Origin of the sequence: Rhodanobacter sp. C03 (assembly GCF_002001175.1) — a bacterium.
Lineage (GTDB): Bacteria > Pseudomonadota > Gammaproteobacteria > Xanthomonadales > Rhodanobacteraceae > Rhodanobacter.
The window spans coordinates 107,203-120,549 of record NZ_MUNT01000005.1; the positions used below are offsets into that span (position 1 = coordinate 107,203).

The window sequence follows — 13,347 nt, forward strand, 5'->3', positions numbered from 1 at the left end:
GTGGAGGCCGGATCAAGGCCCGGCTCATGATTTGGCAGCGACCTGTGCCCGCAGCCGTTCTTCCCGCTCGCGCAGCTCGGGTGTGAGCTCGGCGCCGAAGTCATCCGCCTCGAAGACCTGGCGCAACTCGATCTCGGTGCCACCGTCGAATGGTGCACGCTTGAGCCATTCGATCGCCTCGTCCTTCGACTTCACCTGCCACAGCCAGAAGCCGGCGATCAGCTCCTTGCTCTTGGTGAACGGCCCGTCGATCACCGTGCGCTGATGGCCGGAGAATTTCACCCGCACGCCCTTCGAGCTCGGTTGCAGGCCCTCGCCCGCCAGCATGATGCCGGCCTTCACCAGTTCCTCGTTGTACCTGCCCATCTCGGTCAGCAGTTGCTCGCTCGGCATCACGCCGGCTTCCGAGTCCTTGTCCGCTTTCACTATCACCATGAATCGCATCGTTGTGTCTCCTTGAAGTTCTGGATGGGAGTCTGGACCGGGGTTACCCGAAATCCCTGCTCTATCCATCCGACGAACGGGGCATAGCCAAATCGACATGATCGGCGCATCTATCCATCGCAAACGCTGAGACGATGACCCTGCACACTCAAGGCGACAATCCCCCCCACACTCGGAGACAATCGCCGGATGAGTGAATACGAGCACCGCCAGCCGTGACCGCGTCCCAACCATCGCCCGCGGCGGCCCCGATCGAACCCGGCCTGATGGTGCTCCACGGCAACCGGCTGGAGGATCTGCGCGACCTGCTCACCGCCTGGCTGGCCCGCGCGCCGCTCAAGCCGCTGGAAAACGAGCTGATGCTGGTGCAGAGCAACGGCATCGCGCAGTGGCTGAAGCTGGCGTTTGCGCGCCCGGTCGAAGCCGGCGGACTGGGCATCAGTGCGGCGATCGAGGTGCAACTGCCGGGACGTTTCTTGTGGGCGGCGTACCGCGCCGTGCTGGGTCGCGACGCCGTGGCGGCCACCTCGCCGTTCGACAAGTCGCGACTGGCCTGGCGACTGCTGCGACTGATTCCGCAACACCTTCACGAAGAGGACTTTGCGCCACTGCGCGATTTCCTCGGCAACGACCCGGACTGGCGCAAGCGCCATCAGCTGGCCCTGCGCGTGGCCGACCTGTTCGATCAATACCAGGTCTATCGCGCGGACTGGCTCGACGACTGGGAACACGGCCACGATGTGCTGCGTGATGAATTGCGCGGCAGCCGCGCACCGATCAGTGACGAACAGCGCTGGCAGCCACGACTGTGGCGCCTGTTGCTGGACGACGTCGGTGTCGCCCAGCGCGACCAGCACCGCGCCGGCGTGCATCGCACCTTCCTCGCACGCGCGGCAGCGTTGAGCGAACGGCCAGCCGCCCTGCCGCGACGCATCGTGGTGTTCGGCATCTCCTCGTTGCCGCAGCAGACGCTGGAAGCACTCACCGCGCTGGCGCGCTTTTCGCAGGTGCTGCTGGTGGTGGCCAATCCGTGCCGGCATTACTGGGCCGATATCATCGAGGACCGCGAACTGCTCAAGGCCAGCCGGCAGCGACAGGCGGGCAAGCCTGGTCTGCCGGCCACGCCGCGCTACGAGGATCTGCACCTGCACGCCAACCCGCTGCTCGCTGCCTGGGGCAAGCAGGGGCGTGATTACATCCGCCTGCTCGATGCGTTCGATCAGGCCGACGACTATCGCCAGCAATTCGCCGCGATCGACCGCAGCATCGACCTGTTCCACGATGTCGGCGAGGACAGTCTGCTGCATCAGGTACAACAGGCCATCCTCGACCTGCAGCCGCTGCCGGCCCGGCGACAGCCATGGCACGATGTCGACGCTTCGCTGCGCTTCCACATTGCGCACAATCCGCAGCGCGAAGTGGAAGTGCTGCACGACCAGTTGCTGGCGATGTTCGAGCAGGCCGCACGCGATGGTACGCCGCTGGCGCCACGCGACGTGATCGTGATGGTGCCGGATATCCAGACCTATGCGCCGCATGTGCAGGCGGTGTTCGGCCGGCTACCCGCCGACGATCCGCGCCGCCTGCCGTACAGCGTGGCCGACCAGTCGTCGCGCGCCAGCGTGCCGCTGCTGGTCGCGCTGGAGCATCTGCTGGCGCTGCCCGAATCGCGCTTCGCGGTCAGCGACATGCTCGACCTGCTCGATGTACCCGCGCTGCGCGCACGCTTCGGTCTCGACCAGAGCGGCCTGCCCACGCTGCGCCGCTGGATCGAGGATGTCGGCATCCGCTGGGGCCTCGACGCGGCACAGAAGCAGAGCCTCGAGCTGCCGGCGCTGGAACAGAACAGCTGGCGCTTCGGCCTGCGCCGGATGCTGCTCGGCTATGCGGTGGGCGACGGCGAATCGCTGGACGGGATTGCGCCCTACGCCGAAGTCGGCGGTCTCGATGCGGCCCTGCTGGGCCCGCTGAGCCTGCTGCTGGATCGGCTGGAGCACTACTGGCAGCTGCTGCGCACGACGGCCACGCCAGCGGCGTGGTGCGAACACCTGCGCGCACTGCTGAACGACTTCTTCGACAGCGGCGATGACGACGACAGCGTGCAACTGAGCCGACTGCACGATGCGCTTGACGCATGGCATGAGGCCTGTGCCGAAGCCGGCTTCGCCAGCGCGGTTCCGCTCACCATCGTGCGTGAGCACTGGCTGCAGGCAATCGACGAAAGCCGACTGTCGCAACGCTTCATGGGCGGCGCCGTGAGCTTCGGTACGCTGATGCCGATGCGCGCCATTCCGTTCCGTGTGGTCTGCCTGCTCGGCATGAACGATGGCGATTACCCACGCCGGCAGACGCCGCTCGATTTCGACCTGATGGCACAGACCGGTCACAGCCGCCCCGGCGACCGCTCGCGCCGCGAGGACGACCGTTACCTGTTCCTCGAAGCCCTGCTATCCGCCCGCGATGCGTTGTACATCAGCTGGGTCGGCCGCAGCGCGCGCGACAACAGCACGCTGCCACCGTCGGTACTGGTCGGCCAGTTGCGTGACTATCTGGCCACCGGCTGGTGTCGCGATGGCACGCCATCCGATGACCATGAGGCCGGCGTGCAACTGCTGGCTGCACTCACCACCGAGCACCCGCTGCAACCGTTTAGCCACCGCTATTTCGGTGCCGACGATGATGCACGCCTGTTCACCTACGCCCACGAGTGGCAGCAAGCGCATCGCGTCGCACCTGAATCAGCAAATTCGTCGGCGCTCACTCCGTGGCAACCCGACAGCGCACTGAGCCTCGAGCAGTTGCAGCGCTTCCTGCGCAAGCCGGTGGCGTACTTCTTCAACCAGCGGCTGAAGGTGTATTTCACCGAGGCGACCGACGACGTACTCGATGACGAACCGTTCGCGCTCGATGGCCTGCAGCGTTACGGCGCGACCCGCGCGGTGCTGCACGCGGCAATCGACCCGGCCGTCATGACTGACCCGGACAACGCCATCACCCACGCCACCCAGCGCCTGCATGACGAAGGCCTGCTGCCGCCCGGCGGTTTCGGTGCCGCACTGCAGGCGGAGATCGCCGAACAGGCGCATGCGCTCGCGCTCGCCTGGCGCGATGCCTGCCTGCACTGGCCGTTGACGGACGACACGCACGAGCTGCGCTACACCAGCGATGGCTTGCTGGTCGAAGACTGGTTGATCGACCTGCGCCACGACGGTGCCGGCCATCTGCGGCGACTCGAACTGCTCAGCGGCGCGCTGCTGGCCAGGGATGGAACCCTGCGCCACGAAAAATTGCTACCGGCATGGATCATCCATCTGCTGGCGAACGCCTGCGGGCTGGCGATGCAGACCCAGGTGATCAGCGCCGATGTACAACCCACGCTGCGCGCACTGACACGTGAGGTCGCTGTCCAACTGCTCGACCAGTTGCTGGCCGCCCTGCGTGCCGGCATGCAGTCGCCATTGCCGATTGCCCGCAAGACTGCGTATGCGTGGCTGCAGGCCGCCAGCTCCGACAAGAACGCCGCTGCCGCGGCAGCCCTCTGCTACGAAGGCAGCGCCTTCTCTCCGGTGCCGGGCGAGCGCATGGAAGATCCCTGTCTCACCCGCGCGTGGCCGGATTTTTCGGCGATGCATGCAGGCGGTTTCGAGCACTGGCTGCCGCTGTACCAGGCGCTGATCGACGCTGTATTGCCGATGGAGGGCGCGGCATGAATCGCCCCGCCCCGCTCGACCCGTTGCAGTTGCCCTTGCACGGCACCCGATTGATCGAAGCCAGCGCCGGTACCGGCAAGACCTGGACGATCGCCGCGCTGTACCTTCGCCTGGTGCTCGGCCACGGCGACAACGCCACCCCGCTGCTGCCGCCGCAGATATTGGTGATGACCTTCACCAAGGCCGCCACCGCCGAATTGCGCGAGCGCATCCGTACCCGCCTGGACAAGGCGGCAGCGGCGTTCCGCGGTCATGGCCCCGCCGACGATTTTCTTGCTGCCCTGGTCGCAGCCTATCCCGACTTGAATGCTCGCGCCCGCGCCGCGCGCCAACTGGAGCTGGCCGCGCAATGGATGGATGAGGCCGCCGTGCACACCATCCATGGCTGGTGCCAGCGCATGCTCAGCCAGCACGCGTTCGACAGCGGGCATGCGTTCGTGCAGAACGCCACCAGCGACGAAAGCGAGTTGCTGGCTGAGGCCGTACGCGATTACTGGCGCCGGCAATTCTTCACACTCGATCGCAGCGACGCCGAACAGATCACGCGACTGTGGGCGAACCCGTGCGAATTGCAGCAGGACGTGCGCCCCCTGCTGCGCCAGCCACTGGAAAACCTGCGGCTGGACGGCCATGCGCTGCCGGTGATCACGGATCTTGCGGCGACGATCGCGGCCACGCTGATACCGTTGCGCGAAGCTCGGCAGCATGCCCGCGCGCTGTGGCTCGCCGATGCCGAGGCGATCGCGGCCTTACTCGACACCGCGATACAGGCGAAGGCGCTCAGCGGCACCACCTACAAGGCGGCACAGTTTCCCGACGACATGGCAGCGCTGCGTCAGTGGGCAGCCAGCGGCACCCCGTGCGACGAGAATATCCTGCAACGCTATGCGCAGCGCAAGCTCAGCACCGCGACCAACAAGAACCGGACCACGCCGGAACATCCTGCCTTCGCGGCGATTGACCGGCTGCTCGACGCGCAGCATGCCAGCGAGATGCTCGGGCCGCTGATTCTCGCCCATGCCGTGCCATGGATCGCCAGCCAGCTGGAGGCCGCCAAGCAGCGGCTGGCCCAGCTCGGTTTCGACGACATGCTCAAACGCCTGGACCAGGCGCTGCACGGCCGCCGTGGTGCCCAGCTGGCGCAGACCATCGCCAGTCAGTATCCGGTCGCGCTGATCGACGAATTCCAGGACACCGACCCGCTGCAGTGGCGCATCTTCCAGCGCATCTACGGCGAGCGGAGTGAGACCGGCCTGCTGTTGATCGGCGATCCCAAGCAGGCGATCTACGGTTTCCGTGGTGCCGACATCCACACCTATCTGCGCGCGCGCAGCAGCGCCGTCCAGCCGACCTGGACACTCGACACCAATTACCGTTCCACCCAGTCGATGGTGGGGGCGGTCAATCGCGTGTTCGGGTTTGCCGAGCAGCATCCGCAAGGGGCTTTCCTGTTCGGCAAGGGCGAACAGGGACTGCCATTCCTGCCGGTGCACGCGAAAGGCCGCAAGGAACGTCTGCAACTGCATGGCCAATCCATGCCTGCGCTGCAACTGGCGGTAACCCCCGACGCCACCTTGATCAGCAAGAACGCCTATCGCAAGATGATGGCCGAACATGCCGCGTCGACCCTGGTGCAATGGCTCGACGCGGCCAGCCACGGCGACTGCGGTTTCGTGGCCGCGGATGGCCGGTTCAGTGCACTGGTGCCCGGCGACATCGCGATCCTGGTGCGCACCGGCACTGAAGCCACCGAGATGCGCAACGCGATGCAATCCCGCGGGCTGGCCAGCGTCTACCTGTCCGATCGCGACTCGGTGTATGCCTCGCCCGAGGCACGCGACCTGCTGCTGTGGCTGCACGCCTGCGCCGAACCCGGCTCCGACCGCGCGATGCGCGCTGCGCTGGCCACACCGACGCTGGGCCAGGACTATGCCGAGCTCGACCGGCTCAACCTGGACGAATCGCACTGGGAGCATTGCGGCGACCGTTTCCGTCAACTGCACGACGGCTGGCTGCGTCACGGTGTGCTGGCCATGCTGCACGACCTGCTGCACCTGTTCGACCTGCCGGCGCAGTTGCTGAGCCGTGCCGATGGCGAGCGAGCGCTGACCAACCTGCTGCATCTGGCCGAACTGTTGCAGCAGGCAGCCACGACGCTGGATGGCGAACACGCCTTGATCCGTCACCTCGCCGCGCAGATCGATCTGGCCGATGACCACCAGGCCGACACCGCCGACGAGAAGATCGTGCGACTGGAAAGCGAGTCCGCCCTGATCAAGGTGGTGACCATCCACAAGTCGAAGGGGCTGGAATATCCGCTGGTGCTGCTGCCGTTCGTATGTAGCCTGCGCGAGCTGAAGCAGGACGACAGCTTCGTCTGGCATGACGATGACACCCAACCGGCGCTGGATCTACGTCCCTCCCACGCGGCCTTGGAGCAGGCCGACCGCGAACGCCTGCAGGAAGATCTGCGCCTGCTGTACGTGGCACTGACCCGTGCCCAGCATGCTTGCTGGCTGGGCGTCGCCAATCTCAAGGACGGCCAGAAGAAGACCTCGGGATTGCACAAGTCCGCGTTCGGTTACGTGCTGTCTGGCGGCGAACCGATCGAGGAAGCCGCATTTTCCGAACGACTCCATCTGTTGCAACATGGCCATCCAGACATCCATATCGAATCGCTGCCAGCCAGCGCCGACAGCCGACGCTACCAGCCCACTACCACGATCCTTCCCACCCGACCGGCACGCGATTACCACGGCGCACCGATCGAGCCGTGGTGGATCGCCAGCTACAGCGCACTGAAAGTCGCCGAGGCTGAATCCAGCACGCGCCAGCAGGCGCCGGAAACCGCGCAGCAGGATGTGCTGGCTGAGGCCAGCACCGAACGACCGGACCATCCCGCGCCAACCAGCCTCGATCTCGCCCCGAGCATCCACAACTTCCCGCGTGGCGCCGAGCCCGGCACCTTCCTGCATGGCTTGCTGGAATGGGCAGCCGACGAAGGCTTCGCCACCTGCGCCCATGCAACGCCTGAACTGGAAAGCCTGATCGCCCGACGCTGCCAGCGCCGCGGCTGGCAGGCATGGATCAAACCATTGGCGGCATGGCTGCCGGCCTTCCTCACCACACCACTGCGCCTGCCCGACGGCAGTCACACGGCGTTGGCCGAGTTGACCGATACGAACGCCTACCGCGCTGAACTGGAATTCTGGTTTGAGGCGCATCGCGTGGACACCCTCGCGCTGGATCGGCTGGTCACGGCGCACACGCTGGATGGGCGGCCGCGGCCAGCGCTGTTGCCCGATCGCCTCAACGGCATGCTCAAGGGTTTCGTCGACCTGATCTTCGAGCACGACGGCCGTTATTTTATCGTCGACTACAAATCCAACTGGCTCGGTAGCGAAGCTTCCGCCTACAGCACCGAGGCGATGCGCGACTCGATACTGCACAGCCGCTACGAGCTGCAATACGCGATCTACACGCTGGCGCTGCACCGGCAACTGCGCGCGCGCCTGCCGGATTACCGCTATGAGCAGCACATCGGCGGCGTGCTCTATCTGTACCTGCGCGGCGTCGATGGCGACGGTCATGGCGTGCACAGCGAGCGCTTGCCATACGCGCTGATCGACGCGATGGATCGGCTGTTCGCCCAGGGAGGATCGCCCGATGTCGCATGATGCCGTGTTCGAGCTGCTCGACCAGGCCGTCGCGACGCAACGGCTGCGACCACTGGATATCGCGCTGGCGCGTTTCCTCGCCGAACGCGATGGCGATACCGCACCGGGCTTGCTATGGCTGGCCGCCCTGCTCAGCCGCCAACTCGCCGATGGTCATCTTTGCCTCGACCTTGAGGCATTGCCTGCACTCGCTGACGAGCAGGATTGGCCATCCGGCTGGCGGCCGTTGTTGCGCGCGATCACCGAAAATCCCGCAGCACTGTCCAGCTCGCCGCTGGTCGCCGATGGCCACAGCGGCCATCCGGCTGCCGCACCGCTGGTGCTCGACGGCACGCGACTGTATCTGCGCCGCTACTGGAATCACGAACGTCAGGTGGCCGCTGCGATCCGTGTACGCCTGACCCTGCCGCAAGCTGTGCCCGAGCAGCTCGCGGACGAACTGACCCGGTTGTTCCCGACACCCTGTAGGAGCGACTTCAGTCGCGATGCTCCCGGTGTCAGCCAAACAGAAAGCATCGCGGCTGAAGCCGCTCCTACAAATTCAACACCCGACTGGCCGAAGATCGCCTGCGCGCTGGCGGCGTGCGGCGCATTCACGGTGATTACCGGCGGCCCCGGCACCGGCAAGACCACCACGGTGGTACGCCTGCTTGGTCTGCTGCAGACGCTGCAACTGCGCCAGCACGCACGTCCCTTGCGGATCCGGCTGGCCGCGCCCACCGGCAAGGCCGCAGCGCGCCTGAACGCATCGATCGCCGCGCAGATCGCCCAGCTCGACGTGGACGACGCTACCCGCGCCGCGATTCCCGCCGAGGTCGTCACCCTGCATCGCCTGCTCGGCGCGCGACCGGATACCCGTCGCTTCCGCCACGACCGCGGCAATCCGCTGCATCTGGATCTGCTGGTGGTCGACGAGGCCTCCATGATCGACCTGGAAATGATGTCCGCCGTACTCGCCGCGCTGCCTCCAACGGCGCGACTGATCCTGCTCGGCGACAAGGATCAACTCTCCTCGGTGGAAGCAGGCGCCGTACTCGGCGACCTGTGCCGCCGCGCCGAGACCGGCCACTACAGCGCGAGCACGGCTGACTGGCTGTGCGAAACCACCGGCTCCGACATTCGTGCCTTCGTCTGCGCTGACGCGCAGCCGCTGGATCAGCAGCTGGCGATGCTGCGACACAGCCATCGCTTCGGCGACAGCAGCGGCATCGGCCAGCTCGCACGCGCCGTGAATGCCGGCGACACCGACCGCGTGCATGCCTTACTGGCCACACCGTCGACCGACCTTGCGTGGCTGCCCGTCAGCCAGCGCATGCAGCTGGCCGAGCTGGCCATCGATGGTGGCAACGTGCATCTTTCGGTCAATGACGGCAGCACGATCCATCACGAGCGAGCCGTCGGCTATCGCCACTATCTGGAACTGCTGCGACGCGAACGCCCTGCTTCCGCCATCGATGCCGCCGCGCATGACCACTGGGCACGCGACGTGCTGCAGGCGTTCAACCGCTTCCAGTTGCTGTGCGCGTTGCGCCAGGGGCCGCACGGTGTGGAAGGTCTCAACCAGCTGATCGCCGACGCGCTGCATGCGCAGGGACTGATTGAGAGCAGTCATGGTTGGTACGAAGGGCGGCCGATCATGCTCACCCGCAACGACTACAGCCTCGGTCTGGCCAATGGCGACGTCGGCATCTGCCTGCGCCTGCCGGACGAGCGTGGCCACTTGTGTCTGTCCGTGGCGTTTCTCGCCAGCGCCACGGCAGGTTCGACCAGCAGCACGCGGATCCGCCATGTCGTGCCCGCGCGCCTTGGCGAGGTCGCCACGGTCTACGCGATGACCGTGCACAAATCGCAGGGTTCGGAGTTCGAGCACACCGCGCTCGTACTGCCCACCGAAGCCAGCAACGTACTGACCCGCGAACTGCTCTACACCGGCATCACCCGCGCCCGTCGCTGGTTCAGTCTGCTCGGCAGCGAGGCCATCGTCGACCTCGCCACCCGCCAGCGCACCCGTCGTTACTCAGGGCTGGCCGAGCGGCTATCCAGCAATTGAGTTCGTCATGACTGCACCCGTAGACATTTCGCCTGTCTGGATCTCGCAGTCACCAGCAACTGCCGTTGTTGGTAGTGCCGGAGGAAGACTTCGCCCCAGTATTGGTGATGGAAAGGTTGTTGCAGTCATCCATGACTTGGCCACCCACGGGAGTTGCTACTGCGGTGAACGCCTGCGCGCTGCTGCCTGCCGAATCCGCTGAAATGACCGATGTCACCAAGTAATAGCCTTTCTCGGAAGGTGCCGGATCTGGATATCCGATATCCGTCAGCGCACCGTATTCGTTGTTGGTTGCATAGAACCGCTCCTGCGCATTGGCAATGCGCAGAAGCAACTCCTGAGCGTCCACCCGGCGGGTACGGTGCGCATAGCGTCCGTACGCCGGTATCGCGATGGTCGCCAGGATCGCGATGATCACCACCACAATCATCAGCTCCAACAAGGTAAAACCATATGTTCGTGCCATGACCTGCCTCCTTGCCGGCTTTATTGATCGGTGTTCAGCTCCCGCCACGAGCGACGACGCCAGATCACATCGTTACCAGCAAGGACTCCACCACTATTCAAGGCGATCCCCGGAAAAACCAGCTTGCCGCCACCGATGATCGTGGCCACCGGCAGCATTCCGCCAGTCGGCAGATTGTTGACACGACCACCGACTGCCTTGTATCTGCTGACTGAACTCGCCCAGTTGGCTGGCCCCATTGAGAGTCCATCATCCGCCCCGCCGGTCGCTGCATCGACAATCATCACCGCACCCTCATTACCCGTCGAGCAGCCATCGTTGTCGGGTATCAGTGTCGTGACCACGGCCCGATTGGTGTCGAAAAGTGCGCCTGGAGTCACCACCACCTGCTCATCCGGAGCAATCAAATTGAAGTACCAACCCGCGCGGTTGGCCGGCACCGGATAATTCGTCAGACCGCGGTATGTTTCACCACAATGGACACTGCCGGAATTCAGCTCTGTCAGCATTTGTTGCACCAGGCGTGCAGTCCCATAAACCGTGTCATCGAGATCACGAATGCCATACACGGATTGCACTCCCCTTGCATGGCTGCCGTCCATCGCAAGGTATTTCCCTGTGCCGAAAACCACGATGAACCGATGGGTCGCCGGATCGGGGAACAACCGCGGCATCACGGTAATCGGTTGCATCCCTTGCGTCGTTGGTTGATAGGCCAACCTGACACTCCATCGGCTTGGGTCGGGACTGGTCAGGTCATAGCGCCACACGTTGCCGGCCAGGTCACCGGCAAACGCCACATCGTCAACCTGGTCGTTGTTGTAATCACCCAGGACCGGAGACGACAGGCCATTGCTGGCCACGCCGGTGATATCGGTCGGAGTTTTGAGCTCATCGATCAGTGCACCCGTTTGCGCATCCAACAAGAACAGCGCGCTATAACTGACCGCCGGCGCGCCATCGGCGGACGGAACATTTCCAGAGCTGCAGCGGATCGGTTGATCCGACTTGCTGCAATCGGGGGAATAACCACCCGGTACCAGCACCACCCATTTGCCGTTCGCAAGACGGCCAATATTGGGCTGGCCAAAGGTGTAACCCAGATCGGCCGGATCACCACCCGGATCCGTGCCACCTGCGCCGTTGGACGATGAAGCAACCACCGGCATGTCGGCATTGAACTCCCACAACACCTTGCTGCCGGTATTGGCCACGTTCACGCCATTCGCGTCTGCTGGGTTGGGGTCGGTAACGTCGAGCGCAAACACACCGCGCCCACCACCACCCAAGCTTCCCACTAGGAGGGTGTGCCAACCTGCCGATGTCTTTGCCGGCATGGTGGTCGATGCATCGAAAAACACATCACGTGTTACTGGCGTGGCATCCACCGTCGGCGTGAAGGTGAAAGAGGCCCTGCTAGTCAGGTTGCCGAGATTGGCATAGGCCGAACGCGGCACATAAGCCCAGAGTTCCCTGCCCGAAGTAGCGGTATTGCTGCCGTCTATATTCTGCGTAGCGTCGAACGCATGCAGCATGCCGTCGTTCGCACCCACATAGACAACCGGGGTACGGTCAGCCTGATCTATGGAGAACCGCTCATAGCTGACATAGTCCGTACCCATTGCCGGTGTCGCTGCCGCCACTGTCTCCGGGGCCGTGGTGCCATTGGCAAGTGGTGGCCAGACATTGCGATAACCGGCGGCAGGATGGGATACATAAAGGGCCTGTGATCGGATGATCGCACCGAGCAGCGTGCTTCGCCTGCGCATCGTGCCATTGGCTTCCGATGCCCTGTCACCGCGGAGCCAGTCGATTCGAGTCTGTCCCGTGTCGTAGGTGGAATCCATGCTGGCGGGTGTCATCACGAGGCCTTGCGCGGCCGTATCCAGGTTGTCGAATGCCCTGAACTCCAGGCCATGACCGAAACTTCCATCGACATTGAACCTGGCGGTCAGGATCACGCGATTGGCGGGTGCCAGGGCATCGAGTCTCGCCCCCACGCTCCATGCCAGATCGCCTTGGGTACCATCCGAAGCCAGCTTGAATGCATCCAGCACACCACTCCAGTCAAGCGAGCTGTAGCCGGTATGGAACGCCAGGGTTTTACCATTCAACACCGTGGCACTGAGGCTGCTGGTCACAGCACCGATCGGAGCCGAAGCAGGCACGCTGCTGGACACCAACACCGGCGCGCCCGATGAACCGGCGTGCGCCGATACCGGCAACCCGCCGATCTGAAACAGCAGGAGAACCGGAAACCACAACGCGCCGGACAAGTCGAAAAGATGGCGACCACGCATGACTCGAATACTCCGTTTCGATGGATCTCGCTCAATTGGCCTTGACCGCAAAGGTGGATTCCAGGACACGCACGGTGTTCCCGTTACCGCCACTGCCGCGAGCGGTAATCCGGTAGACATGTGCTGCGGCACTGGTATCGACGCCTGTGGCACCTGATTCACGCAGGCTGCCACTGACGCCCGGCGGCAATTCCACGCCGAGGTCCTCGATGACGTACAGCGGGTTTCTGGCCAGCTTGCCGTTGACCAGCGTGGTGTAGTCGACGGCATTTCCGTCACCTCTGTACACCGTGGCACCGGCACTGAACCAGTCCGGCTGGGTGCGGAACTTGACGACATTGCTTATCGGGTGGTCCGGGTCGAAGGTATAGCAGGCACTGGAAGTTTCCGTACCGCAACGAAGGTGTACACCAATGCTGCCACTGCTCCAGAGTTTCCACTCAGCCCCACGCAATGCAGTTTCAGCACTCATTTCCGCCTGTTGAGCATTGCGAAGACCACCTGCCATGCGCTCCTGCAGCAACGAGTTGCCTGTCGCGCTGATCGCGAGCATGGTCAAGAGCAGCAGAAAGACCAGTGCCACCACCATGACGACACCACGCTGGGCACACGCGGATCCATGTCTCGGGATAAAACGATCAGTGCATGACATGGCCAACGACATGTTTTGTTTACTCGGCGGCAATCCATGCATCTGCAG

General features: G+C 64.2%; 7 protein-coding genes. 3 read left to right on the forward strand and 4 right to left on the reverse strand.

Annotation, left to right across the window (positions count from 1 at the left end; genetic code table 11):
- Positions 1–24: 24 nt before the first annotated feature.
- Positions 25–444, reverse strand: a complete 420-nt coding sequence (locus B0E48_RS07290; RefSeq protein WP_077517399.1) for a YciI family protein — start codon at positions 442–444, stop codon at positions 25–27.
- 215 nt (positions 445–659) lie between these two features.
- Between B0E48_RS07290 and recC the strand changes: the two genes are divergently transcribed.
- From recC to recD, 3 genes are read left to right on the forward strand one after another with little or no spacing between them, the layout of a single operon-like run.
- A complete protein-coding gene (recC, locus tag B0E48_RS07295) occupies positions 660–4,154 on the forward strand; it encodes an exodeoxyribonuclease V subunit gamma (RefSeq protein WP_254423891.1) in 3,495 nt (1,164 codons plus the stop codon).
- A complete protein-coding gene (recB, locus tag B0E48_RS07300) occupies positions 4,151–7,831 on the forward strand; it encodes an exodeoxyribonuclease V subunit beta (RefSeq protein ID WP_077517403.1) in 3,681 nt (1,226 codons plus the stop codon). The genes recC and recB overlap by 4 nt, the downstream gene beginning before the upstream one ends.
- Complete coding sequence (gene recD, locus B0E48_RS07305) at positions 7,821–9,881, forward strand: exodeoxyribonuclease V subunit alpha (RefSeq protein WP_077517405.1); 2,061 nt, start codon at positions 7,821–7,823, stop codon at positions 9,879–9,881. The genes recB and recD overlap by 11 nt, the downstream gene beginning before the upstream one ends.
- A gap of 49 nt (positions 9,882–9,930) precedes the next feature.
- On the opposite strand, the gene B0E48_RS17890 is transcribed toward recD, so the two are convergent.
- Genes B0E48_RS17890 through B0E48_RS07320 form a run of 3 tightly spaced genes read right to left on the reverse strand, consistent with a single transcriptional unit; the run spans position 9,931 to position 13,341 of the window.
- The gene (locus B0E48_RS17890) at positions 9,931–10,347 is read right to left on the reverse strand and encodes a type IV pilin protein (RefSeq protein WP_077517407.1); all 417 of its coding nucleotides are present in this window, start codon (positions 10,345–10,347) and stop codon (positions 9,931–9,933) included.
- Positions 10,348–10,367: 20 nt separating this feature from the next.
- Positions 10,368–12,647, reverse strand: coding sequence for a PilC/PilY family type IV pilus protein (locus B0E48_RS07315; RefSeq protein ID WP_168170309.1), 2,280 nt, complete (start codon positions 12,645–12,647; stop codon positions 10,368–10,370).
- A gap of 31 nt (positions 12,648–12,678) precedes the next feature.
- Positions 12,679–13,341, reverse strand: coding sequence for a pilus assembly protein (locus tag B0E48_RS07320; RefSeq protein WP_139350194.1), 663 nt, complete (start codon positions 13,339–13,341; stop codon positions 12,679–12,681).
- Positions 13,342–13,347: the final 6 nt, after the last annotated feature.

Coding starts and splice junctions, on each gene's coding strand:
- B0E48_RS07290 (WP_077517399.1), bottom strand. CDS start 444: ATGCGATTCATGGTGATAGTGAAAGCGGACAAGGACTCGGAAGCCGGC.
- recB (WP_077517403.1), top strand. CDS start 4,151: ATGAATCGCCCCGCCCCGCTCGACCCGTTGCAGTTGCCCTTGCACGGC.
- recD (WP_077517405.1), top strand. CDS start 7,821: ATGTCGCATGATGCCGTGTTCGAGCTGCTCGACCAGGCCGTCGCGACG.
- B0E48_RS17890 (WP_077517407.1), bottom strand. CDS start 10,347: ATGGCACGAACATATGGTTTTACCTTGTTGGAGCTGATGATTGTGGTG.
- B0E48_RS07315 (WP_168170309.1), bottom strand. CDS start 12,647: ATGCGTGGTCGCCATCTTTTCGACTTGTCCGGCGCGTTGTGGTTTCCG.
- B0E48_RS07320 (WP_139350194.1), bottom strand. CDS start 13,341: ATGCATGGATTGCCGCCGAGTAAACAAAACATGTCGTTGGCCATGTCA.